Genomic DNA, 23535 nt, shown 5'->3' with positions numbered 1-23535 from the left:
GCTTGCGCTGCGACCTAGCGCAACTATAGGCGATGGAGCAATGGACGTTCAACAAACCCGGTTTTCCGCGCAGGAAATTGCCGCACTCGCGCGGCGTATCGATCGCCCCATCGTGCTGGTGGGTATGATGGGCGTGGGCAAGTCCAGCGTGGGCAAGCGGCTCGCGACGCTTCTCGAATGTCCTTTCGTGGACGCCGATGAGGAAATCGAGCGTTCCGCGCAGATGACCATCCCGGAAATCTTCGAAACCTACGGCGAATCCTACTTCCGCGACGGCGAGCGCCGGGTGATCTCCCGCCTCATCGAATCCGGGCCGGATTCCAGGGTCGGACGCTGCGTGATCGCCACGGGCGGCGGCGCTTTCTGCAACGAGATCACGCGGCAGCTGATTCTGGACAAGGCCATCACGGTCTGGCTCGACAGCGAAGTGGAAACCCTGGTCGAGCGCACCGCGCGCAAGGACAACCGCCCCCTGCTCAAGGGCGGCGACCCGCACGAGATCCTCGGCAGGTTGCGTGACGACCGGCGGCCGCACTATTCGCAGGCCCCGATCCATGTGCTCAGTCACAGCGGGCCGCACGTCCAGACGATCAACAACGTCCTGCAGGGAATTTCGCAATGGCTGTAATCCCCGTCGATATCGCCGGCCGCCCTTACGAAGTGCGCGTCGGCGCCGGCCTCCTGGCCGAACTCGTCCCGCAGTGCCGCGGCCTCCTGCGCAAGCGCGGCGTGCCGATCATCACCGACGTCAATGTCCACGCCGCCTGGGGCGCCGTGGTAGAGGCCAGCCTGCGCGAAAACGGCCATGAGCCGCACTGGCGCATCCTGCCCGCCGGAGAGGCCACCAAGTCCTGGGAAGAACTGGCCGCCACCGTGAACTGGCTGCTCTCGCTGGAAGTGGAGCGCGGCGATCACATCCTCGCACTGGGCGGCGGTGTCATCGGCGATCTCACCGGCTTCTGCGCCGCCGTGCTCAAGCGTGGCTGCAAGTTCATCCAGGTGCCGACCACGCTGCTGGCCCAGGTCGATTCGAGCGTGGGCGGCAAGACCGCGATCAACACGCCCGCCGGCAAGAACCTCGTCGGCGCCTTTCACCAGCCTTCGCTCGTCCTGGCCGACCTCTCCGCGCTGGAAACGCTGCCCGAGCGCGACTTCCTGGCCGGTTATGCCGAAGTGGTGAAGTACGGCCTCATCGACGATGCCGACTTCTTCGCCTGGTGCGACACCAACGCGGCCGCCATGATCGCCGGCGACAGCCAGTTGCGCGAATATGCCGTGGCCCATTCCGTGGCGAGCAAGGCCCGCATCGTTGCCGAGGATGAGTTCGAGACCACCGGCAAGCGCGCGCTGCTCAATCTCGGCCACACGTTCGGCCATGCGCTGGAGGCCGAGACCGGCTTTTCCGACCGCCTGCTCCACGGCGAAGGCGTGGCGCTCGGCATGGTGCTGGCCGCACGCTATTCCGCGCGCCGCGAACTCATGCCGCGCGCCAGCGCCGAGCATATCGCCCGTCATATCGGGGAGATCGGCTTGCCTGCCGGGCTTGCGCGGCTGGGTCTGGACTGCGACGGCGCCCGCCTGGTCGATCACATGCTTCATGACAAGAAGATGGACGCGGGCACCCTGCCCTTCCTGCTGCTCAAGGGAATCGGCCAGACCTACCTCGACAAGCAGGTGTCGCTGGAGGACGTCGCCGCCTTCCTCGACGAGGAACTCGCCCGCCCGGACTGATCGGCCTTCGGCGCATATCCGCGCCCGACCGACTGATTTCACGCGCAAATGTTCCGATGTCCCGTGCCTCGCGCGCGGTGACTGCCGAAACCCGACGCCTTTCCGCACGTTCTGATTCTGTCCCGCCACGCGGGAATGTGGCGCCGATCGTAACCCTTTTTTGGGAGGTCCGGGGGCGTACGGGAAGGCGACAGGTCGATCGGGTCTGTCGCCTTTTCCCGTTTGGAGAGAGGCGCTTGGGCCTCGCGGGCCGCGCAATCCTTTGCCTGACGTGACATTACCATGACGCGCCACTATGGTGCGCGCTTGGATAACAAAAGTACCGGGCCGCACCAGACCGCCATGACACTTTCCGAAGCCACTCCCGAACTCGACTTCCCCGAGGAAATCGAGCGCAACGACCGCGCATTCCTGGGCCACCCCAAGGGCCTGGGCTATCTCTCCTTCGTCGAGGGATGCGAGCGCTTCTCGTACTATTCGATGCAGACCCTGCTCGTGCTCTACATGGTCAAGTACCTGCTGCTGCCGGAGAACGTCGGCAAAGTCGCCGGCCTGTCCTGGCTGCGCGGCTGGCACTACGCCGGGCTGGAGGGACAGCCGCTGGCTTCGGCGATCTTCGGTGACTACACCTCGCTCGTCTACCTGACCCCGATCCTGGGCGGCATCGTCGCGGACCGCTGGCTGGGCCGCAAGGCCACGCTGATCGCGGGCGCCGTGGTCATGTCGCTCGGGCACTTCCTCATGGCGTTCGAGGGCATGTTCCTCTTCGCCCTGATCTCGCTGGTGGTCGGCGTCGGCCTGTTCAAGGGCAATATCGCCAGCCAGGTCGGCGAACTCTACAAGCCCGGCGATTTGCGCCGCGCCATGGCGTTCCAGATCTTCTACATCGCCATCAACGTCTCGGTGATCGTCGCGCCGCTGATCGCGGGCACGCTGGGCGAGGAAGTGGGCTGGCACTACGGCTTCGGTACGGCCGGGATCGTCATGGTGCTGGGTCTCGTCATCTATCTCAAGGCCGGGCACTGGCTGCCCGCCGACAACCGCGCGGCCAAGGGCGACAAGTCGCCCCGCTCGCGGCTCGCCCGCGGAGACTGGCCGCGCCTCGGCGCGCTGGCCGTGCTGGTGCCGGTGCTCGCCATCGCGATGATGACCAACCAGGAGATCTTCAACGCCTATCTCGTATGGGCGGACGCCAAGTTCCAGCTGACCTTCTTTGGCACCACCCTGCCGACGAGCTGGATGATCACCGTGGATGCGACCCTCAGCTTTTCGATGCTGGTGGCCGTAGCCGCGTTCTGGAAGTGGTACGCGGATCGCACCGGCCGCGAGCCCGACGAACTGGGCAAGATGATCATCGGCTCGGTCTTCTCGATCATCGGCGGGTCATGCCTGGTCATCGCCGCCGCAGCGGCCGGGGACGCCCGGATTGGCCTGTTCTGGCCGGTCATGTTCCACTTGTTCAATTCGATCGGCTTCGCGCACATCATGCCGGTAAGCCTCGCGCTCTTCACCAAGATCGCGCCGCGCGCGCTCAACGCAACGGTCGTCGGCATCTATTATCTGGCCTTCTTCGGCGCCAACAAGATCGTGGGCGAAGTGGGCGGCTGGTATTCCTCGATGGACACCGTGTCGTTCTGGCTGATCCACGTCGCTGCCGCAGCCGTCGGCCTGATCGCGTTCTCGGCCTTCAAGATCGCGCTGGGCAAGACCCTGGCAGGTGAGCCGGCGCCAGCCTGACGAGGCGGGATCGCCACCCGACTTTCGTCATCGCGCACTTAGCGAAGCGATCCAGGGCGGTTTACGCCGCTCCGGATTGCTTCGTGGGCTGCGTCTCCTTGCAGGTGACGAAATGGGCTGGGCAACTCAGCCGAACACCGCCACCGACTGCATCCCCGCAATCACCGGCGCGCCCGCAGCGCTCCACTGGAGAATATGCTCACTGGCCCCGCCGTCCCGCGCAAATGCGCTGGTGGTGCGCAGCAACCACCAGCCGTCCTCGGTGACCGGCGCCGGTTCCAGCAGATTGATGTGCCAGTGCATCGAACTGATCGGCACGCGGAAATTGAGCAGCGGCAGCACCGCCGTCGGCAAGGCATCGCCGACCAGCACCGCTTCCAGCGCCGGATCGAGGCCGTCGCGCTCTTTCAGCCGCACCCACCAGCACATATCCGCCTCGCCCAGCGCCGATTTCGGCAAGGCGAAGCGCGCATCGAAGTTTCGCTTCAGAAATTCGGGCGCCACGTCCAGCGGCACCGGCCTGGCATCGGCCACCGGGTTCACGCCCTCCGGCATCGGATAGCCGGCGATATCCGCCGCGCTCTCGATCTGGCGCATGAACACGAAGCTGGCGGTGAAACCCACGCCCTTCTCGTCCGCAAGCTCGGCAGCAACCCAGGTGGCATTGCGCCCCTTGCGCACGATCCGCGCCCGCGCTTCCACGCGGCCAGCCAGCGGCGCGATCATCGCGAACTGGCCGGAACGCAGCGGCGGCAACTCGGGATCGAGCCGCTGCGCCGCCGCCAGCGCAACCGCCGAAGTCAGCCCGCCGTAAGCGGTGCGGCCCTGAAGCCAGTCTTCGGTGATATCGAAAACGAAACCGCCCTCGATCTCCTCCGCGCTCGCCAGAAGCGCAGCAAACCCCGTCATCAGAACAACCTCGAACCGTTGGGCACCGGCTGGTCCGGTGCGAATAGGACCACCCGGCCCTCCTCGTCCGCGAAGCCGAGCGTCAGCGCCTCCGACACGGCCTTGCCGATCTGGCGCTTGGGGAAATTCACGACCGCCGCCACCTGCCGCCCGATCAGTTCTTCCGGCGAATAGAGCGCGGCGACTTGCCCCACACTCTTTCTCTCACCAACGCCGGGGCCGAAATCGATCCGCAATTTCAGGCTCGGCTTGCGCGCGCCCTCGTAGACTTCCGCGGCGACGATGGTGCCGACGCGGATGTCCACTTTCAGGAAGTCGTCGAAGGTGATCTGCTCCGCCGCGGGCGCGGCGGGGTCGTGGTCCAGGTGCATTTATTCCATTTCGAGGATCACGGCGTCCACCGCAAGGCTTTCGCCTGCCTTGGCGTTGACCGCCTTCACTACGCCCGACTTCTCGGCGCGCAGGATGTTTTCCATCTTCATGGCTTCGACGACGGCCAGCGGCTGGCCGGCCTCGACCTTGTCCCCCTCGCCCACATGAAGCGCGACGAGCAAGCCCGGCATCGGGCAGATCAGGAACTTCGAGAGATCCGGCGGGATCTTTTCGATCATGTGCTTGCTGAGCGAAGCCACGCGGCTGGGCAGGATCTGCACATTGTGGATGCAGCCGCGCGTGGTCATCTTCAGGCCGGTGCGCGTCGGTGCGACGCGGATGCCGATGGCCTCACCATCGATCTCGGCTTCGATCAGCCGGTCACCGGGGGTGTATTCCATCGCCAGCTCGACAAAGGCGCCGTTCACCGTGACGTCCTCGTCGTCGATGACGACTTCGTAGGCCGCCTTGTCGATGGTGACGGTCCATTCCGAAGGCGGCGACAGGCGATGCGGCGCCAGTTGCCCATCGACCCGGCGCGCCCGGTCGGCCCGCGCGGTGGCGACGAAAGCGGCGACGGCGGCCAGCTTGCCCTTCAGTTCCTCCGACGCGGGCGCGCCGGTGAAGCCTTCGGGATATTCCTCGGCGATGAAGCCCGTGGTCAGTTCGCCCGAGCGGAAGCGCGGGTGCTGCATGATGGCCGAGACGAAATCGATGTTGTGGCCAAGGCCCTCGATCTCGAACAGGTCGAGCGCGGCCACTTGCTTGTCGGCGGCTTCGTCACGCGTTTCGCCCCAGGTGATGAGCTTGGCGATCATCGGATCGTAGAACATCGAGACTTCGCCGCCTTCGTAGACGCCGTCATCCACGCGCACGCCATCGATGCCGCGACGGCCGTTCTCGGCGCCGTCGTCGTCCCAGCCGTCCACCGGCGGCTGATAGCGCACGAGGCGGCCGGTCGAGGGCAGGAAACCGCGATAAGGATCTTCGGCATAGACGCGGTTCTCGATGGCCCAGCCATCGATCTTCACGTCCGCCTGCGTCATCTCCAGCTTCTCGCCCGCGGCAACGCGGATCATCTGCTCGACAAGGTCGACGCCGGTGATCGCCTCGGTAACCGGGTGCTCGACCTGAAGGCGCGTGTTCATTTCGAGGAAGTAGAAGCTCTCGCCGGTCGCATCCGCGCCCGAGACGATCAGTTCGACGGTGCCTGCCGAATAGTAGCCCACCGCGCGCGACAACGCGACGCACTGCTCACCCATCGCCTTGCGCATCGCGGGGGTCACGAAGGGCGACGGCGCTTCCTCAACCACCTTCTGGTGGCGGCGCTGGATCGAGCATTCGCGCTCGTTCAGGTAGAGGATGTTGCCGTGCTTGTCGCCGAGGATCTGGATTTCGATGTGGCGCGGGTTGAGAATGAACTTCTCGATGAAGACGCGGTCGTCGCCGAAGGAATTGAGGCCCTCGCGCTTCACGCTTTCGAAGCCCTCGCGTACGTCCTTTTCGTCGTAGGCCAGGCGCATGCCCTTGCCGCCGCCACCGGCGCTGGCCTTCATCATCACCGGATAGCCGATCTCGTTCGAGATCCGCACGGCGTGTTCGGTGTCCTCGATCTCACCGACGAAGCCGGGGACGACGTTGACGCCGGCCTGCTTGGCCAGCTTCTTGGATTCGATCTTGTCGCCCATCGCGGCAATCGCGCCAACGGGAGGCCCGATGAATTCGATGCCCTCTGCGGCCAGCGCTTCGGCGAAGGAGGTGCGCTCGGAGAGGAAGCCGTAGCCCGGGTGCACCGCTTCGGCGCCGGTCTGCTTGCAGGCCTGGATGATCTTGTCGGCAATCAGATACGACTGAGCAGCGGGCGCGGGACCGATGTGAACCGCCTCATCGGCCATCTGCACGAAAGGCGCGCGGGCATCGGCGTCGGAATAGACAGCGACGGTCTGGATGCCCATGCGGCGCGCGGTCTTGATCACGCGGCAGGCAATCTCGCCCCGGTTTGCGATGAGGATTTTCTTGAACAACCCCGTAACTCCCAAGTCAGCCGCCGTGCATGAAGAAGCCGGCGTCGATCACCAAAACCATCGCTCAGAGCGTCGCGGCGAGGATGACCATCCCCGCCGGCACACTCATCGTTCGTCTCCCTGAACTTGTTTCAGGGTCCATCGCGCCGCACAGGCCATCGGCCCGAGGCGCGAAATGGATGCTGCAGCGCGTTCAGCATGACGGGTTTGCAAGCGGAGAGCGCCGGGCATCAGTTCCCCGCGCTCCCATAGGCGCGCAGCTGTTTCGTGCGCGCCTCGGTCAATTCCTTGAGGCAGCCGTTCTGCTGAAGCGGCCAGATCGTGCCGCTCTCCTCACGCGGGCCATTCTCCGAAAGGCACTGGGCGTCGCGCCAGGCGAGCCACTTGCGCTGCGCATCGAGCAGCCGATTGAAATTGCCAACGGGTCCCTGCTTGTCGGCAGCTTTCGCCTTGGTCACCGCCTTCCCCCAAGCCTCGTTCATCACCCGATCGGCGGACTGGAAGTCGCGATACGAACACACGTTCATGTCCGTCTGCGTCATCGCATTGGCGCAATCGATCGGGGGCTGCGAGGCCAGGAGAAGGATCGGCAGGATCATGCGTGGGTCACTCGGCCGCTTCCAGCTTCGCGCAGCCCTTGGGCATGCGCTGGGCTTCGACTTGCGCCTCGGTCAGTTCGATGGCCATCGGCTTGATGCCGAGGCGCGCGAACATCGCCATGTCGCTGTCGTCGCCCGCGTTCGGCGCGGTGAGCAGCTGGTCGCCCGTGAAGATCGAGTTCGCGCCGGCCATGAAGCACATCGCCTGCGTCATTTCCGACATCGATTCGCGGCCCGCCGAGAGGCGCACCATCGACAGCGGCATGGTGATGCGCGCGACCGCCACCGTGCGCACGAATTCCACGTCATCGATCTTGGCCAGCGGAGTGTCGGCCAGCATGTCGCCCAGCACGGTGCCCTTCACCGGCACCAGCGCGTTGACCGGCACCGACTGCGGGTGATCCGGCAAGGTCGCCAGCGTGTGGACGAAGCCCACGCGGTCGGCACGCGTCTCGCCCATGCCGACGATGCCGCCGGAGCAGACGTTGATGCCCGCCATGCGCACGTTCGACAGCGTGTCGAGGCGGTCATCCATCGTGCGCGTGGTGATCACCTGGTCATAGCGCTCAGGCGAAGTGTCGATGTTATGGTTGTAGTAGTCGAGCCCGGCGTCGGAGAGCATGTCCGCCTGATCGGGCGTCAGCATGCCCAGCGTCATGCAGGTTTCCATGCCCATCGCGCGCACGCCCTTCACCATCTCGATGATGGCGGGCATGTCGCGGTCCTTGGGGTTGCGCCAGGCGGCGCCCATGCAGAAGCGGGTCGAGCCCTGGTCCGCCGCCTGCGCGGCGCGCTGCAGCACCTGCTGCACTTCCATCAGCTTGGTCGCCTTGACGCCGCTGTTGGCCGAAACCGACTGCGAGCAATAGCCGCAGTCTTCCACGCAGCCGCCGGTCTTGATCGAAAGCAGCGTGGAAAGCTGCACTTCGTTGGCCTTGTGGTTGGCACGGTGCACTTCGGCTGCGCGGAACACCAGTTCGGTGAACGGCAGGTCGAACAGTGCCGCGATTTCCTCACGGGTCCAGTCGGTACGGGGGCTGATGGAAAGGGTTTCGGTCATAGTCATTCCTCAGGCAGAGCGCGCGGGATGACGCGCGGCCAAACCCCGGTCATAGGGGCAAGCGCGGCGTCGATCCAGCGTGACCATCCTTATTCCGCCGCTTCCAGCGAAGAACCGAGCGGCGGCATGTTGTGGCCGAGCAAGCGCAGCACGTCCGCTGCGCATTCGACGACGTTGCTTCCGGGGCCGTAGATGCCCTGAACGCCGGCGTTACGCAGGAATTCGTAGTCCTGCGGCGGGATGACGCCGCCGGCGATCACCTTGATGTCGCTGCGACCGGCTTCGCGCAGTTTCTGGATCAGTTCGGGGATCAGCGTCTTGTGCCCGGCAGCAAGGCTGGACGCACCGACCACGTCGACTGCGCTGTCCAGCGCCAGCACGACGGTCTCTTCCGGCGTCTGGAACAGCGGACCCGACACGACGTCGAAGCCCATGTCCCCGAAGGCCGAGGCGATCACGTTCGCGCCGCGATCGTGGCCGTCCTGGCCCATCTTGGCGACCAGCACCTTGGGCTTGCGTCCGAGGCGGCGTTCCACCGCAGCCACGCCGTCCAGCACCTGCTGCCAGCGGCTGTCGCCCTCGTAAGGCGCGGCATAGACGCCCTTCACCGGGGTCGGCTGGGTGCCATAGCGCTGGAAGCTGTCTTCCATGGCCGAGCTGATCTCGCCCAGCGTGGCGCGAGCACGGGCGCACTCGACGGCGAGCGCGAGGAGGTTGTTCTCGATGCTGGACACGCCTGCCGCGCCGTCACGCAGCGCCTTCAGAGCGGCCTGACAAGCCGCCTCGTCACGCTCGGCCTTCATCTTGTTGATGCGGGCGATCTGGCCTTCGCGGACCTTGGCGTTGTCCACTTCCAGCGTTTCCAGCAGGTCTTCGCTGGCAAGGCGGTACTTGTTGACGCCGACGATCACGTCGTCGCCCCGGTCCACCCGCGCCTGGCGGGCGGCGGCGGCGGTTTCGATCATCGCCTTGGGCCAGCCGGCGGCGACGGCCTTGGCCATGCCGCCCTCTGCCTGCACGCGTTCGATGATCTCCCAGGCCTGGTCGACCAGCTGCTGCGTCAGCGATTCGATGTAGTAGGACCCACCCAACGGATCGACGACATTGCACATGCCGGTCTCCTCCTGGATGATGATCTGCGTGTTGCGGGCGATGCGGGCCGAGAAGTCGGTCGGCAGCGCGATCGCTTCATCCAACGCATTGGTATGCAGCGACTGGGTGCCGCCCAGCATCGAGGCCATCGCCTCGATCGTGGTGCGGATGACGTTGTTGTAGGGATCCTGCTCCTGCAAGCTCACGCCCGAAGTCTGGCAGTGGGTGCGCAGCATCTTCGACCGCTCGTCCTTGGCGCCCAGCTCCGTCATCACCCGGTGCCACAGCACGCGCGCGGCGCGCAGCTTGGCCACTTCCATGAAGAAGTTCATGCCGATGGCGAAGAAGAACGACAGGCGCCCTGCGAACTTGTCAATGTCGAGGCCCGATGCCACGCCGTACTTCACGTATTCCGCGCCGTCCGCGATGGTGAAGGCCAGTTCCTGCACCTGCGTCGCGCCGGCTTCCTGCATGTGGTAGCCGGAAATCGAGATCGAGTTGAACTTCGGCATCTCGCGGCTGGTGTAGCCGAAGATGTCCGAGATGATCCGCATGCTGGGCTCAGGCGGGTAGATGTAGGTGTTGCGGACCATGAACTCCTTGAGGATGTCGTTCTGGATAGTCCCGTCGAGCAGCTTGCGGTCGACGCCCTGCTCTTCGCCGGCAACGATGAAGAAGGCCAGGATCGGAATGACCGCGCCGTTCATCGTCATAGAGACCGACATCTTGTCGAGCGGAATGCCGTCGAACAGGATCTTCATGTCCTCGACGGAATCGATGGCGACGCCCGCCTTGCCCACGTCGCCCACGACGCGGGGATGGTCGCTGTCATAGCCGCGATGGGTAGCAAGATCGAAGGCGACCGAGAGGCCCTTCTGCCCCGCCGCGAGGTTGCGGCGATAGAAGGCGTTCGATTCCTCTGCCGTCGAAAAGCCCGCGTACTGGCGGATGGTCCAGGGACGACCGGCATACATCGACGCGCGCACGCCGCGCGTGAACGGCGCGAAGCCGGGAAGGCCGGGATCGACGCTCACGTCCTCGGCAGTGTAGAGCGGCTTCACCGCAATACCCTCGGGCGTGTTCCAGGTCAGGTCTTTACCCTTGACCTCCTTCTCGGCGGCTGCCTTCCAGTCATTGATGTCTGCCATTGTCCGCATCCCTTTCGGCCCGCTTCATTGCGGCGGGCCGCAATCTTTTCTCAATGAGCGCCCTTGGGCGTTTCCATGATCTCGGTGAGCTGACCGCCCATGTCCCTGGGGTGGACGAAGAAGATCAGCGTCCCGTGCGCGCCCACGCGCGGCTCACCCAGCACGCGCTTGCCGAGGCCTTCGAACCAGGTCTTGGCGGCGTGAATGTCCGGCACTTCGTAGCAAATGTGGTGCTGCCCCCCGAGCGGGTTCTTCTCCAGCCACTTGCCCACCGCCGAGTCCGCGGCAGTCGGCTGGAGCAGTTCGATCTGCGTACCTGCCGTGCCACCCTCGCCCGGCGTATTGACGAAGCAGACGCGCACCTGCTGGCTTTCGAGCACGAACGGCTCGGTAATATCGGTAGCGCCCATCACGTCGCGGTAGAACGCGATCGAGGCGTCGAGATCGGGCGTGGCGACGCCGATATGGTTGAGACGGCCGAGCTTCACGCCACATTCTCCAGCACCAGCGCGATGCCCTGCCCGCCGCCGATGCACATGGTAACGAGGCCGTACTTCCCGCCGGTGCGCTTCAGCTCATACATGCACTTGATCGCCAGCATCGTGCCGGTGGCGCCGACCGGGTGACCGATGGAGACGCCCGAACCGTTCGGGTTCACCTTTTCCGGATCGAAGCCCAGCACCTTGGAAACGGCAGCAGCCTGCGCAGCGAATGCCTCATTGCTCTCGATCACGTCGATCTGACCCAGCGAAAGCCCGGCGCGCTTCAGGGCCACCGGAACCGCCTTGATCGGGCCTTCGCCCATGTAGGCAGGCTCGACACCGGCATGGCCCCAGGCGACGATCTTCGCCATCGGTTTCAGGCCGCGCTTTTCGACTTCCGAAGCGGTCGCCAACACCACGGCAGCGGCGCCGTCATTGATGCCCGAGGCATTGCCGGCCGTGACCGCACCGTCCTTCTTGAAGGCAGGCTTCATGCTCGCCAGCGTCTCGGCCGTGGTGTCGGCACGGACATGCTCGTCGGTGTCGAACACGGTCACGCCCTTGCGGGTCTTCACTTCGATCGGAAGGATCTGGTCCTTGAAGCGGCCTTCCGCGATGGCCCGCGCGGCGCGCTGGTGGCTGGTCGCGGAGAGCGCGTCCATATCCTCACGGGTGACGCAGTGGCGCTCCGCCACGTTCTCCGCCGTGATGCCCATGTGATAGCCGCCGATGGCGTCCGACAGGCCGACGGTCAGCGCGTCTTCCTGCGTGTTCGCGCCCATCTTCTTGCCCCAGCGCACGCCGTGGTCGTGATAGGGCACGTTCGACATCGATTCCGCGCCGCCGGCGACAGTGATCCCCGCCTCGCCCAGCTTCATCATCTGCGCGGCCGAGACGATCGCCTGCACGCCCGATCCGCACAGGCGGTTGAGCGTCAGCGAGGGCACTTCGAACGGCACGCCGGCATTGATACCGATCACGCGGCTGAGCATCTCGTCCTTGGCGCTCGTCGGCATGACCTGGCCGATGACGATATGGCCGACGTCCTCCGGCGAAACGCCCGCGCGGGCCAGTGCCTCGGTCACGACCTTGCCGCCGAGATCGGACGGCATGAACGACTTCAGCGAACCGCCGAAGTCACCGACTGCCGTGCGCACGCCGCTGACGATGTAGATGTCTTCCATGACCTGACTTCCCAATCTTGCTTCTGACACATGCCGTCTTTCGCGGCCTGGAAGAGATCGCGGAACTCTCAAAAAGGAGGTGTCCCGCGATCTTCATGCGCCATCAAAGCGGAATGTTGTCGTGCTTCTTCCACGGATTTTCGAGGCTCTTGGTCCGCAGCTTGCGCAGGCCCAGCGCGATGCGCTTGCGGGTCGAGTGCGGATAGATCACCTCGTCGATATAGCCCCGGCTCGCCGCCACGAAGGGGTTGGCGAAGCGGTCTTCGTATTCCTTGGTCTTCTCGGCGATGCCCTCGGGCGAGAGGCCGCGGAAGATGATCTCCACCGCGCCCTTGGCGCCCATCACCGCGATCTCGGCGGTGGGCCAGGCGTAGTTGAGGTCGCCGCGCAGGTGCTTGGAGGCCATGACGTCGTAGGCGCCGCCATAGGCCTTGCGGGTGATCACGGTGATCTTCGGCACGGTCGCCTCGGCATAGGCGAACAGCAGCTTGGCGCCGTGCTTGATGATGCCGTTGTGCTCCTGGTCGGTGCCCGGCAGGAAGCCCGGAACGTCCACGAAAGTAATAATCGGGATGTTGAAGGCATCACAGAACCGCACGAAACGCGCCGCTTTCTTGGACGAGTTGATGTCCAGCACGCCCGCCAACACCATCGGCTGGTTGGCGACGACGCCCACGGTCTTGCCCTCGATCCGGCCGAAACCGACGATGATGTTGCCGGCATGGAGCGGCTGAACCTCGAAGAAGTCACCCTCGTCGAGCGTCTTCCGGATCACCTCATGCATGTCGTAAGGCTGGTTGGCCGAGGGCGGAATGACGGTGTCGAGGCTTTCCTCGGCGCGGTCCCAGGGATCGGCGCAAGGACGCTCAGGCACTTCCTCACGGTTGTTGAGCGGCAGGAAGTCGAAGAAATCGCGCGCCGCCAGCAGCGCCTCGATATCGTTTTCCAGCGCGAGGTCGGACACGGACGTCTTGCTGGAATGCGTAATCGCGCCGCCCAGTTCTTCCTGCGTGACCACTTCGTTAGTGACCGTCTTCACCACGTCCGGCCCGGTGACGAACATGTAGGACGAGTCCTTCACCATGAAGATGAAGTCCGTCATCGCCGGCGAATAGACCGCGCCGCCCGCGCAGGGTCCCATGATCAGCGAAAGCTGCGGCACCACGCCCGAGGCGAGTACGTTGCGCTGGAACACTTCGGCATAGCCGCCGAGCGAGGCCACGCCTTCCTGGATGCGCGCGCCGCCGGAATCGTTGAGGCCGATCACCGGCGCGCCGACCTTCATCGCATTGTCCATCAGCTTGCAGATCTTCTGCGCGTGACGGTGCGACAGCGAGCCGCCGAACACGGTGAAGTCCTGGCTGAACACGAAGACGAGGCGGCCGTTGATGGTGCCCGATCCGGTGACGACGCCGTCGCCCGGGATCCGCTGGCTTTCCATGCCGAAATCGGTGCAGTCGTGTTCGACGTAGAGGTCGAATTCCTCGAAGCTGCCTTCGTCCAGCAGAATGTCGAGGCGTTCGCGCGCGGTCAGCTTGCCCTTGGCATGCTGCGCGGCGATGCGCTTTTCACCGCCTCCCAGCTTCGCTGCGTCGCGGCGCTTCTCCATTTCGGCGATATTGGCTGACATCCGGGTTCCCTTGGCAAGTGACCTTGGCGGCACGAATTATTGCCCCTGCTAGGCAGGTCGAGGGGGGAAGGTCAATAGTTTTAAGTGATCGGTTAAATGACAAAAGTGGCAGGTTCGCGCGGATTTCGCCCCACCGATGTGTTTGGGCGCGGTTCGATCGTCCCGGCGCGTTATCGCGCTGCCGCGGGGTTTTCCCGGCCGGCCCCGCAAACGAAAGGCGCCGCCACCGAACCGACGGTGACGACGCCCTTTCGTTCCGCCTTGGCGGATCGGCCGACAGATTGCGGCAATGACCGCGTGGCGGGGAAAGCCGCCCGCCCGGCCGCCTTATTTCATGAGCACCAGTTCCTCCGACATGGTCGGGTGAACGGCCACGGTAGCGTCGAAATCGGCCTTGGTGAGCCCGGCCTTCACCGCAATCGCGGCGGCCTGGATAATCTCCGGTGCGTCAGGCCCGATCATGTGCAGGCCGACGACCCGGCCGGTCGTGCCTTCGCAGACCATCTTGTAGAGCGAGCGCTCGTTGCGGTGCGCCATGACGTTCTTCATCGGCCGGAAATCGCTGGTGTAGATCTCCACCGATCCGAGTTCCTGCCGCGCCTGCGCCTCGGTCATGCCCACGGCGCCGATCGGCGGATGGCTGAACACGGCCGAGGGAATGCAGGCATAGTCGAGCGTGGTCGGCTTGTTGCCGAATACGGTATCGGCAAAGGCCTGCCCCTCGCGGATCGCCACCGGGGTAAGCTGCACGCGGTTGGTGACATCGCCCACGGCGTAGATGTGATCGACATTGGTTCGCGAATGCTCGTCGACCCGGATCGCGTTCTTGTCATCGAGCGCGACGCCGACATTCTCCAGCCCCAGCCCCTCGACATTCGGCACGCGGCCGGTGGCGAAGAGGACGCAGTCGACCTCGAGAGGCTCGTGATTGGTCATCGTGACCGTCAGCGAGCCGTCGGCATTCTTCTCGATGCCGCTGAAATCGGCATTGAAGCGGAAGTCGATGCCCTTGGTGAGCGAGATCTGCAGGAGGCGATCGCGCATGCTTTCGTCATAACCGCGCAGAAGCTGGTCGGAGCGGTTGATCAGGGTCACCTTCGAGCCGAACTGGTGGAAGATGCCGGCAAATTCATTGGCGATATAGCCTGCGCCCGCGATGAGGATGCGCTTCGGCAATGCGTCCAGATGGAACGCCTCGTTCGAGGTGATGCCCAGTTCGTGGCCCGGGCAGGACGGCACATGGGGCCGCGCGCCGGTGGCGATGAGGATGACTTTCGCAGTCTTCTTCGCGCCGCTCGCCAGCGTGATCTCGTGCGGGCCGGTGATCGTGGCGCGCTCATGGAAGATCTCGACCTTGTTGTTCTCCAGGGTCTGGGTGTAGATCCCGTTGAGCCGGTCGACGTCGCCCAGCACGTTGTCGCGCAGCTTCACCCAGTCGAAGTGGCAGGCCGGGATTTCCCAGCCAAAGTGGCGGGCATCTTCCAGATCCTCGGCGAAATGGGCGCCGTAGACGAGCATCTTCTTGGGCACGCAGCCCCGGATGACGCAAGTGCCGCCGACCCGGTACTCTTCCGCCACCGCCACGCGCGCGCCATGCGCCGCTGCGATCCGGCTGGCGCGGACGCCGCCCGATCCGGCGCCGATGGTGAAGAGATCGTAGTCGAATTCTGACATGCACTTGCTCCTGCTGCGCCGGCTTGCGTCCGGGCACGGCGCATATGGGGCATGGTGCCTTCGATTGCCAACGGACGTTTTGTCGGAACACGACCTCCGTTGAGCGCAAAAATATTGTCAACTAAAACAGTTGAGTTTATCGGAGTCGCATCACGTTCCGCATACCTACAGGACAGCCTGCGCCAGCGGACATCGGCAAAAGCCCCACTGCGGGCCTACTCCTAGTTTCGGGAGACGAGCGAAATGGCAAAGACGAACCAACTTCCCACATCCCCGCAGGAGCCTCTCGTGCTTCTGATCCCCGGCCTTGACGGCAGCGGGCCCGGCCACTGGCAGCGCCGCTGGGCCGAGGAGATGGACAATGCCCAGATGGTCGACCTTGGCCTATGGGAAAAACCGCATCGCAATACCTGGATCAACCGCCTGAACCTCTCGGTCCAGCGCGCGGGTCGGCCGGTGGTGCTGGTGGCGCATAGCCTGGGATGCCTGCTCACGGCCTGGTGGGCGAAATTCGAGCAGCCCGCCTGGTCCTCGCCGGTGATAGGCGCCTTGCTGGTCGCCCCGCCGGAAGTGGACTTCTTCCCGCGCGACGACCGGCTCAACGGCTTCGCGCCGACGCCGAGCGACGAACTGCCCTTCCCCTCGATCCTCGTGGCCAGCCGCAACGACCCGTGGATCGGCTTCCCCACCGCCCGCCTGCTGGCACGGCAATGGGGCAGCCAGTTCGTGGATGCGGGCGATACCGGCCATATCAACGCGGATTCGAAGATCGGCAGCTGGGAGGACGGCAAGCAGTTGCTGCGCCAGTTGGCCGGAGGTGCCGCTTCGCCGCAGCCTGCGCACACGCCGCTTCATGCGGATTGGTCGGAAGGCCTTGAATACCGTTCCTGAAGCGCACAGGCCCGGGAATGGAGAACGGGGCAGGTCGCCATGCGGCCTGCCCCGTTTCTCATGAAGCCGTAATTTCAGGGGGCCTTGTCTCGCCCCCCCTACCTCAGGCGATTCCCGAAAGCTGCAGCAGCGCCTCGGTCGAGGGATCGAACGTGGTGCCACCCTTCTCGATCTGCTTGGCGATTTCCTTGCCCAGCTCGACACCGAACTGGTCGAAGGGGTTGATCTCCATCAGCACGGCATTGGCGAAAGTGCGGTGTTCGTGGAACGCCACCAAGGCGCCGAACGTCGCCGGCGAGATTTCGTCCAGCAGGATCGTCGCCGAAGGACGGTCGCCCGCATAGGCCCGCGCCGAGTCCTCGCTCGCCTTGCCGGCCATGAGCGCCGCGCCCTGCGCGAAGCAGTTCGACAGGAGAATGCGGTGATGCGCGGGGTTGAGATCGTCGCCCGGGGCAATCGCGGCGATGAAGTCCACCGGCACCAGGTTGGTGCCCTGGTGGAGCAGCTGGAACACGGCGTGCTGCGCGTCCGTGCCCACGCCGCCCCAGGTGATCGGCGCCGTCGGCCCGTCGACCGGCGAGCCGTCGTACTTCACGCTCTTGCCGTTCGATTCCATCTCCAGCTGCTGGAGATAGTCCGGCAGCAGCGCGAGCCGCTCGTCATAGGCAAAGACGGCGCGGGTCTGGCAGCCGCGCAGGCGGGTATAGTACTGGTCGGCGAAAGCGGCGCGCAGAGGCAGGTTGGCGAGACCGTCGGTATCGCGGAAGTGCATGTCCATTGCCGCCGCGCCGTCGAGGAACTCGGCGAAATCCGGCCAGCCCAGCGCCATGGCGACCGGAAAACCGATCGACGACCAGAGCGAGTAGCGGCCGCCGACGCTTTCCGAGAACGGCAGGATGCGAGTCTCGTCCACGCCCCATTCCACGGCCTTTTCCGGCGCTGCGGTGAGGGCGACGACCCGTCCATAGGGGTCTTCCACGCCGTTCTCGCGCATCCACGAAAGGACGCTTTCGGCATTCGTCATCGTCTCGATGGTGGTGAAGGTCTTGGACGCCACGGCCAGCATCGTCGTTGCCGGGTCGCACTTGGCAAAGGCCGCTTCGAGCGCGCAGCCGTCGATGTTGGAAACGACCTGAACGTCCACCATGGCGCCGTCGCGGGCGAGCGCGTCGATCGCCAGCGCCGGGCCGAGGGCCGAGCCGCCGATGCCGACGTGGATCAGGTGCTTCACTTCGCCCATGGCGCCGCGGTGAATGGCCTCGACGATGGCGGCCATGCGGGCGTGGAACTCATGCGCAAGTGCCACGCTCTCGTCGCTGCCGACGCCGCGCTGGGCGGTGTGCTCGGCAGCGCGCCCCTCGGTCGGGTTGACGATTTCGCCCGAAAACAGCGCCGCACGGCGCCCGGCGAAGTCGGTGGCTTCGGCCAGTTCCTCGAAAGCGGCGATATGGGCGGCATCGAGGTGAGTTTTCGACCAGTCGAACCGCATGGCGCCGGGGCTGGTCTCGTCACCCAGCTCCAGGCGAGTGGCGAGCAGGTCGAGCCGGGCCGGATCGGCGTCGAACAGCTCGGCAAGCGTCGGTTTGGGCAATCCTTTCAGCTTGTTCCATACCGTTTCGCTCATGCCATGGTTCCTTTGTTCGGGTTGGGGGCCAGCCTTATGCCCAGCAGGCGGCAGAAGGCCAAGGTCATTCTTGTACCCATCTCTGCGCAGGACGCACGTCAGGAACATGACGTTTTTGGTCGATACGGATGTGTCTCTGCTCGGTATGTCACTTGACGGATGGCCTCGCGCGCAACAAGGGTTCGAGCCATGAGCGACATCGAAACCGCGACTTCCGGCCCCGCATCCGACAAGTCTGAACTACCCTCATCGGGGCCTGCCTCAAGCGGCGGCGGCAAGCCGGTCGTGAAGGACGCCAAGAAGGATGCCAAGAAGGATGAAGGTTTCTTCTCCTTCCTGCTCTGGCTGGTGCTCGGCGTCGTGGTGCTGCGCAGCTTCATCATCTCGCCGTTCAACATCCCCAGCGAGTCGATGCTGCCCCGGCTGCTTAACGGGGATTACCTGTTCGCTTCCAAGTGGTCCTACGGCTATTCGAAGTATTCGCTGCCCTTCAGCCTGCCGCTGATCCCCGGCCGTGTCTTCGCCGGCCAGCCGGAGCGCGGCGACGTGGTGATCTTCAAGGCGCCCCCCGGCAACGATGTCGACTACATCAAGCGCGTCATCGGCCTTCCGGGCGATGAAGTGCAGGTGAAGGGCGGACAGGTCTGGATCAACGGCAAGGCGGTTCCGCGCGTCAAGCAGCCCGACTTCGCGCTGCCGGTCACTGCGAACACCCATTGCTACGCCCCCGAGTTCGAAGGCAAGGATGCCGCCGGCGGCCCGGTCTGCAACTACCCGCAGTTCCGCGAGACCCTGCCGAACGGCAAGAGCTACAACGTGCTCGACCTTGGCCAGACCCCGCAGGACGACACCGGCGTCTACATCGTGCCCGAAGGCCACATGTTCCTGATGGGCGACAACCGCGACAATTCGCTCGACAGCCGCTTCCCGGCGATCGAGGGCCAGGGTATCGGCATCGTCCCGCAGGACAACCTGGTGGGCAAGGCCGCGGTGATGATGTTCTCCACCGACGGCGATGCGGAATGGCTCAAGCCCTGGACCTGGTTCACCGCCGCCCGCTGGAGCCGGATCGGGAGCGTGATCTGAGTGCTTGAAGCAAAGGACCGCGAGTTCCTCGCCGAAGTCACGGGCAACCTTCCGGGCGACGAAACGCTCTGGCTGGCCGCCCTCACTCACGGCAGCACCGGCGAGAAGCGCAATTACGAAAGACTGGAATTCCTCGGCGACCGGGTCCTCGGACTCTCGGTCGCCGAATGGCTTTTCGAAAACAGCGAGGAAGCGGAAGGCCGCCTTTCGCAGCGCCTCAACGCGCTCGTCAGCCGCCAGACCTGCGCGCAAGTCGCGCGGCAGATCGGCCTCGGCCCGCACATGCGCCTCGGCAAGCAGGCGCGCGACGACGGCGGGCTGGACAGCGACAATATCCTGGGCGACGTGATGGAGGCCCTGATCGGCGCCTGCTTCACCGAGCGCGGCTTCGAAGCGGCGCGCGTGATGGTGCGCAAGCTGTGGTCCGAATCGATGCACGGCAAGGCCGGCAAGCGCAAGCACCCCAAGTCCGCATTGCAGGAATGGGCCGCCGGAAACCGCCGCCGCATGCCGGAATACAAGCTGGTCGAACGCTCCGGCCCGGACCATGCCTCGCAGTTCACGGTGGAGGTCGCGGTCCACAATGTCGGCGCCGCGCGCGCCACGGCCAATTCCAAGCAGGATGCCGAGACTCGCGCTGCCGAAGAATTCATGAGAAAATTCGGCTGATCCTTCGGCAGGACCGACTGGAGCGAGCCGGGACACCAATCGGAACGTCCCGCGTTTAGCCCTGGACCTGTCGAAAACGAAAATCGCCGAAGACCCAAAGCACGCAGGCGCCGAGCCTGACCAAAGGAATGACAATGACTCAAAAATGCGGACTCGTCGCCGTGATCGGTGCGCCAAATGCCGGCAAGTCCACGCTGGTCAACGCGCTGGTCGGGCAGAAAGTGGCGATCACTTCGGCCAAGGCCCAGACCACCCGCGCGCGCCTGCTGGGCATCGCCCTTGCCGATGACGTGCAGATCATCCTGGCCGATACCCCCGGCATCTTCGAGCCGAAGCGCCGCCTGGACCGGGCGATGGTCGCTGCGGCCTGGGAAGGCGCGCAGGAGGCCGACGCCATCCTGCTGGTGGTAGACCCGATCAAGAAGCGCCGCCACGAGCTGGAACCCCTGCTCGAAGCGCTGGCGACCCGTCCCGAACGCAAGATCCTGGTGATCAACAAGGTCGATGCCGGCGCCAAGGAACCGCTGCTGGTGCTGGCCCAGGAACTCACCGGCAAAGTCCAGTTCGACGAAGTGTTCTTCGTCTCCGCGCTCTCGGGCGACGGCGTGCCCGAGCTGAAGGCCCATCTCGCCGGGCTCATGCCGGAAGGCCCCTGGCACTACCCGGAAGACCAGGTCTCCGACGCGAGCGAGCGCCTGCTCGCCTGCGAGATCACCCGCGAGCAGCTCTACAAGCAGCTTCACGAGGAACTGCCCTACGACGCCGCGGTGCGCCCGGAAGCCTATGAGCAGCGCAAGGACGGCTCGGTGGAGATTCGCCAGCAGATCGTCGTCACCCGCGACAACCAGCGCGCCATCGTGCTGGGCAAGGGCGGCTCGAAGATCAAGTCCATCGGCGAGGCGGCGCGCAAGGAACTGGGCGAAGTGCTCGGGCAGAAGGTCCACTTGTTCCTCCACGTCAAAGTCGAGGAAAACTGGGCCGACGCCCGCGATTTCTACGAAGAGATGGGGTTGGACTGGGTCAAGTGATGGCACGTTTCACGTCGACGGCGTTGTCAGCTGCCGTCATGATTTCCGGCACGCTGGCGCTATCGGCCGCGCAGGCCCGGGCTGCCGAGGCCGAACAGAGCGTAGCCGTCGAGGAAAGCCTCGTCGGGCAGCGCTACGTGGCGATCGGCTCCTCCTTCGCGGCCGGCCCGATGCTGCCGCCGGCCAAGTCCGGCGCTCCGGCACGCTGCGGCCAGAGCATGAACAACTATCCGACGCTGCTGGCAGAGCGCTTCGGAATGATCCTGACCGACCGCACCTGCTCGGGCGCCACGACCAACAACGTCCTGGGCCCCTGGGGCGAGATCGGCCCGCAGATCAATGCCGTCACCCCGCAGACACGGCTGGTGACGGTGACGATCGGCGGCAACGACCTCAATTACATCGGCAATCTGTTCACCGCGACCTGCCTCTATCGCGCCAGCCAGATGCCGGCGGGCAGCAAGCGGGCCGCCTGCGGCGCCGTGAAGGTCCCCACCGAAGTCGACTACGCGCGCGACGAGATGCAAATGATGGAGATCGCGCGCCGCATCCGCACGGTCGCTCCGCGCGCGCGGCTCGTTTTCGTGCAGTACCTCACGCCCCTGCCCCAGGCAGGATCGCTGTGCGCCGTCACACCGGTCAGCGAGGATCACGCCGCCGTGGTGCGCCGTACCGGACAGCGCCTCTCGGAAATCACGGCCCGCGTGGCGCAGGCCTACAATGCCATCGTCGTCGAGATGAACCAGTCCTCCTCCGCGCATACGCCCTGCGATCCGCTGCCCTGGATGATCGGATCGCCGGAAGGCTATGACGGCAGCCAGGGCCTGCAATGGCACCTGAACTTCGCCGGCATGCAGGCCACCGCCAACGACATCGCCTGGTGGCTGACCCGTAGCGGCGTGAAGGCGCCGCGGCCGACGCTGACCCTGCAGCCGCAGGCGGCGCCCGCGCCGATGATCGCCACCCCGCCCCCGCCGGCTCCACGGGCAACGCCCACGCCCGCACCTACCGGCAGCGCGGCCAAGCCCGGCATCAAGAGCCAGGCCGGCGTCAAGTCGCGGCGCTAGGCCTTCTCGGCCAGGCGCCAGCGGGCCAGGCTCGCAAGGGCCGCCACCACCGCCAGCGAAGCGGCCAAGAGCATCGGCGCCGGGCCTTGTCCGGCGCCGAGCGACAACATCGTCCCGATCATCGCCGCGCCCAGCGTCTGGCCGAAGAGGCGCCCGGTGGCGAGCAATCCGCCTGCCGCTGCCGACCGCGCGCGCGGGGCGTTGCCCACGACCATGCGGGCATTGGGCGAGAAGAACAGGCTGAACCCGAAAGCCGCGACGACCAGCCGCCAGGCGATCGCAAAGGCGCCCGGCTGCGCGGGCAGGAACGCCAGCAGCACCAGCCCGGCGACGGCAATGCCCATTCCGACCAGCCCCATGATCGAGGGCGAGACATGGTCCGAGAGCCATCCCGCCACGGGCGCCACCACCAGCATCGTCAACGGGAACGGCAGCACCAGCAGACCCACTTGTTGGGCGCTATAGCCCATGCCCTGCTCCAGCCGGAACGGCAGTGCCACGATCAGCGCCGCCGAACCGATGAAGGCGGCCACGGCGGCGATCGTGGAGAGGCCGATGGCCGGACGCGCCATGAGGTCTACCGGGAACACCGGATTGGCTTTACCCCGCTCCCGCCGTGCCAGCAGCAGGGCCGAGCCCAGACCGCCCAGCGCCACGACGATGCCCAGTTCCACCATGCCACCATGCGCGGCGAGTTCCAGGCCGCCGATCAACATGGCGAAGCTGGCCGCACTCCACAGCCCGGCGGCCCAGTCAAACGGGGTTTCTCCCCGCTGCGGCTCAGGCAGGAAACGCCCGATGACGAGCGAGATCAGCGCGAAAGGCACTGCCGCCACGAAGACCCAGCGCCAGTCCGCATGGGCCACGATGAAGCCCCCCAGCACCGGCGCCAGCGCGTTCGACGACGCCACGATCACCGAATTGATGCCCAGCCCGCTGCCGAGCTTTGCCTTGGGGTAGATCTGCCGGATCAACGCGGTGCCCACGCTCATGGCCATGCCGGCACCCAGTGCCTGACCGGCACGGATCACCAGCAGCATCGGCAGCGAATTGGCGAGGAACGCCAGCGCCGAAGCGGCCATGAAGATCACCTGCCCCGTCTGGTAGACCCGTCGCAGCCCCAGGCGCTCACCCAGGTTGGCGAAAGGCAGGAGCGCCATGACCATGACGAGCTGGTAAACCGTCACCACGTTGACGACGACGCCCTCTTCCACCGAAAGCTCGCCCGCAATCGTCGGCAGGGCGACATTGGCGATCGTCCCGTCCAGCACGAACAGCGCCGTGCCGAACGAGATGGCCACGATCGCCCATATGCGGCGCGGCATCGGCAGGCCGCTATCGTCCTCGTCCTTCAAGGCGGCCGGGGTCACGCCTTCATCGTCTCGCATTCGCAGCATTATCTTCCAACGCCTGAGTTCCGCTCCGGTCGCAAGGTGGCTCGGGTAAGAAATTGTCGCAAGCCATCCGAAGGGCGGGTGGCGCCGGTGTCTCCATACCGCAACCTTGCCCCGGCATGACACGGCCGCGC

20 protein-coding genes are annotated in these 23535 nt (G+C 65.4%); 8 read left to right on the top strand and 12 right to left on the bottom strand.

Annotation, left to right across the window (positions count from 1 at the left end; all coding sequences use genetic code 11):
• Window positions 1-40: 40 nt before the first annotated feature.
• The 3 genes from EDF58_RS02070 (at window position 41) to EDF58_RS02060 (ending at window position 3468) form a co-directional block, all read left to right on the top strand.
• Window positions 41-628, top strand: coding sequence for a shikimate kinase (locus tag EDF58_RS02070; RefSeq protein WP_132262242.1), 588 nt, complete (start codon window positions 41-43; stop codon window positions 626-628).
• On the top strand, window positions 619-1731 hold the full coding sequence (gene aroB, locus EDF58_RS02065) for a 3-dehydroquinate synthase (protein WP_132262240.1): 1113 nt from the start codon (window positions 619-621) through the stop codon (window positions 1729-1731). The genes EDF58_RS02070 and aroB overlap by 10 nt, the downstream gene beginning before the upstream one ends.
• A gap of 342 nt (window positions 1732-2073) precedes the next feature.
• A complete protein-coding gene (locus EDF58_RS02060) occupies window positions 2074-3468 on the top strand; it encodes a peptide MFS transporter (RefSeq protein WP_132262238.1) in 1395 nt (464 codons plus the stop codon).
• Between the two features lie 126 nt (window positions 3469-3594).
• Here EDF58_RS02060 and EDF58_RS02055 read toward each other — a convergent pair whose 3' ends face one another.
• From EDF58_RS02055 to gor, 10 genes are all read right to left on the bottom strand, one after another.
• Entirely contained in the window at window positions 3595-4377 is a 783-nt protein-coding gene (locus EDF58_RS02055) for a thioesterase family protein (RefSeq protein ID WP_132262237.1), read from the bottom strand.
• Window positions 4377-4748 (bottom strand): tRNA-binding protein, encoded by a 372-nt coding sequence (locus tag EDF58_RS02050; protein ID WP_132262235.1) that lies wholly within the window; start codon window positions 4746-4748, stop codon window positions 4377-4379. Before EDF58_RS02050 ends, EDF58_RS02055 begins: the two co-directional genes overlap by 1 nt.
• Window positions 4749-6773 carry an acetyl/propionyl/methylcrotonyl-CoA carboxylase subunit alpha gene (locus EDF58_RS02045; protein ID WP_132262233.1) on the bottom strand — a complete coding sequence of 675 codons (2025 nt, stop codon included), beginning with the start codon at window positions 6771-6773 and terminating at the stop codon, window positions 4749-4751. It abuts the gene before it with no gap.
• Window positions 6774-7003: 230 nt separating this feature from the next.
• The gene (locus EDF58_RS02040; RefSeq protein ID WP_132262232.1) at window positions 7004-7372 is read right to left on the bottom strand and encodes a lysozyme inhibitor LprI family protein; all 369 of its coding nucleotides are present in this window, start codon (window positions 7370-7372) and stop codon (window positions 7004-7006) included.
• A gap of 7 nt (window positions 7373-7379) precedes the next feature.
• Window positions 7380-8432 (bottom strand): biotin synthase BioB, encoded by a 1053-nt coding sequence (gene bioB, locus EDF58_RS02035; protein WP_132262230.1) that lies wholly within the window; start codon window positions 8430-8432, stop codon window positions 7380-7382.
• Window positions 8433-8521: 89 nt separating this feature from the next.
• Complete coding sequence (gene scpA, locus EDF58_RS02030; RefSeq protein ID WP_207912794.1) at window positions 8522-10672, bottom strand: methylmalonyl-CoA mutase; 2151 nt, start codon at window positions 10670-10672, stop codon at window positions 8522-8524.
• A gap of 50 nt (window positions 10673-10722) precedes the next feature.
• Window positions 10723-11160, bottom strand: a complete 438-nt coding sequence (gene mce, locus EDF58_RS02025) for a methylmalonyl-CoA epimerase (RefSeq protein ID WP_132262226.1) — start codon at window positions 11158-11160, stop codon at window positions 10723-10725.
• Window positions 11157-12338 (bottom strand): beta-ketothiolase BktB, encoded by a 1182-nt coding sequence (bktB, locus tag EDF58_RS02020; protein ID WP_132262224.1) that lies wholly within the window; start codon window positions 12336-12338, stop codon window positions 11157-11159. The genes mce and bktB overlap by 4 nt, the downstream gene beginning before the upstream one ends.
• 103 nt (window positions 12339-12441) lie before the next feature.
• On the bottom strand, window positions 12442-13968 hold the full coding sequence (locus tag EDF58_RS02015; RefSeq protein WP_132262222.1) for an acyl-CoA carboxylase subunit beta: 1527 nt from the start codon (window positions 13966-13968) through the stop codon (window positions 12442-12444).
• Between the two features lie 327 nt (window positions 13969-14295).
• Window positions 14296-15642 carry a glutathione-disulfide reductase gene (gene gor, locus EDF58_RS02010; RefSeq protein ID WP_132262220.1) on the bottom strand — a complete coding sequence of 449 codons (1347 nt, stop codon included), beginning with the start codon at window positions 15640-15642 and terminating at the stop codon, window positions 14296-14298.
• A gap of 243 nt (window positions 15643-15885) precedes the next feature.
• On the opposite strand from gor, the gene EDF58_RS02005 reads away from it, so the two are divergent.
• Window positions 15886-16533, top strand: a complete 648-nt coding sequence (locus EDF58_RS02005) for an alpha/beta hydrolase (protein WP_132262218.1) — start codon at window positions 15886-15888, stop codon at window positions 16531-16533.
• A gap of 103 nt (window positions 16534-16636) precedes the next feature.
• Here the strand turns inward: EDF58_RS02005 and pgi are convergent, their stop codons facing one another.
• Window positions 16637-18157: a glucose-6-phosphate isomerase gene (gene pgi, locus EDF58_RS02000; protein ID WP_132262216.1), complete on the bottom strand. Its 1521-nt coding sequence runs from the start codon at window positions 18155-18157 to the stop codon at window positions 16637-16639.
• Between the two features lie 189 nt (window positions 18158-18346).
• On the opposite strand from pgi, the gene lepB reads away from it, so the two are divergent.
• From lepB to EDF58_RS01980, 4 genes are all read left to right on the top strand, one after another.
• The gene (gene lepB, locus EDF58_RS01995; RefSeq protein WP_132262214.1) at window positions 18347-19243 is read left to right on the top strand and encodes a signal peptidase I; all 897 of its coding nucleotides are present in this window, start codon (window positions 18347-18349) and stop codon (window positions 19241-19243) included.
• Window positions 19244-19912, top strand: coding sequence for a ribonuclease III (gene rnc, locus EDF58_RS01990; RefSeq protein WP_132262213.1), 669 nt, complete (start codon window positions 19244-19246; stop codon window positions 19910-19912).
• Window positions 19913-20046: 134 nt separating this feature from the next.
• A complete protein-coding gene (gene era, locus EDF58_RS01985; RefSeq protein WP_132262211.1) occupies window positions 20047-20940 on the top strand; it encodes a GTPase Era in 894 nt (297 codons plus the stop codon).
• Window positions 20940-22007 (top strand): SGNH/GDSL hydrolase family protein, encoded by a 1068-nt coding sequence (locus tag EDF58_RS01980; protein ID WP_132262209.1) that lies wholly within the window; start codon window positions 20940-20942, stop codon window positions 22005-22007. Before era ends, EDF58_RS01980 begins: the two co-directional genes overlap by 1 nt.
• Here the strand turns inward: EDF58_RS01980 and EDF58_RS01975 are convergent.
• Window positions 22004-23395 carry an MFS transporter gene (locus EDF58_RS01975; RefSeq protein WP_243654041.1) on the bottom strand — a complete coding sequence of 464 codons (1392 nt, stop codon included), beginning with the start codon at window positions 23393-23395 and terminating at the stop codon, window positions 22004-22006. The two genes, EDF58_RS01980 and EDF58_RS01975, sit on opposite strands and share 4 nt — an antisense overlap.
• Between the last annotated feature and the right edge of the window lie 140 nt (window positions 23396-23535).

The organism is Novosphingobium sp. PhB57 (genome assembly GCF_004342985.1).
In the GTDB taxonomy this organism is placed as follows: domain Bacteria; phylum Pseudomonadota; class Alphaproteobacteria; order Sphingomonadales; family Sphingomonadaceae; genus Novosphingobium.
Note: the sequence above shows the minus strand (reverse complement) of the source record. Positions and strands in the feature narration are given on the sequence as shown.

What these genes read in the sequence shown, in the direction of transcription:
- bioB (WP_132262230.1), bottom strand. Translation starts at nt 8,432, where the DNA reads ATGACCGAAACCCTTTCCATCAGCCCCCGTACCGACTGGACCCGTGAG.
- aroB (WP_132262240.1), top strand. Translation starts at nt 619, where the DNA reads ATGGCTGTAATCCCCGTCGATATCGCCGGCCGCCCTTACGAAGTGCGC.
- EDF58_RS02005 (WP_132262218.1), top strand. Translation starts at nt 15,886, where the DNA reads ATGGCAAAGACGAACCAACTTCCCACATCCCCGCAGGAGCCTCTCGTG.
- scpA (WP_207912794.1), bottom strand. Translation starts at nt 10,672, where the DNA reads ATGGCAGACATCAATGACTGGAAGGCAGCCGCCGAGAAGGAGGTCAAG.
- EDF58_RS01975 (WP_243654041.1), bottom strand. Translation starts at nt 23,395, where the DNA reads ATGCGAGACGATGAAGGCGTGACCCCGGCCGCCTTGAAGGACGAGGAC.
- EDF58_RS01980 (WP_132262209.1), top strand. Translation starts at nt 20,940, where the DNA reads ATGGCACGTTTCACGTCGACGGCGTTGTCAGCTGCCGTCATGATTTCC.
- era (WP_132262211.1), top strand. Translation starts at nt 20,047, where the DNA reads ATGACTCAAAAATGCGGACTCGTCGCCGTGATCGGTGCGCCAAATGCC.
- EDF58_RS02050 (WP_132262235.1), bottom strand. Translation starts at nt 4,748, where the DNA reads ATGCACCTGGACCACGACCCCGCCGCGCCCGCGGCGGAGCAGATCACC.
- gor (WP_132262220.1), bottom strand. Translation starts at nt 15,642, where the DNA reads ATGTCAGAATTCGACTACGATCTCTTCACCATCGGCGCCGGATCGGGC.
- EDF58_RS02040 (WP_132262232.1), bottom strand. Translation starts at nt 7,372, where the DNA reads ATGATCCTGCCGATCCTTCTCCTGGCCTCGCAGCCCCCGATCGATTGC.
- pgi (WP_132262216.1), bottom strand. Translation starts at nt 18,157, where the DNA reads ATGAGCGAAACGGTATGGAACAAGCTGAAAGGATTGCCCAAACCGACG.
- EDF58_RS02060 (WP_132262238.1), top strand. Translation starts at nt 2,074, where the DNA reads ATGACACTTTCCGAAGCCACTCCCGAACTCGACTTCCCCGAGGAAATC.
- bktB (WP_132262224.1), bottom strand. Translation starts at nt 12,338, where the DNA reads ATGGAAGACATCTACATCGTCAGCGGCGTGCGCACGGCAGTCGGTGAC.
- EDF58_RS02015 (WP_132262222.1), bottom strand. Translation starts at nt 13,968, where the DNA reads ATGTCAGCCAATATCGCCGAAATGGAGAAGCGCCGCGACGCAGCGAAG.
- lepB (WP_132262214.1), top strand. Translation starts at nt 18,347, where the DNA reads ATGAGCGACATCGAAACCGCGACTTCCGGCCCCGCATCCGACAAGTCT.
- EDF58_RS02070 (WP_132262242.1), top strand. Translation starts at nt 41, where the DNA reads ATGGACGTTCAACAAACCCGGTTTTCCGCGCAGGAAATTGCCGCACTC.
- EDF58_RS02055 (WP_132262237.1), bottom strand. Translation starts at nt 4,377, where the DNA reads ATGACGGGGTTTGCTGCGCTTCTGGCGAGCGCGGAGGAGATCGAGGGC.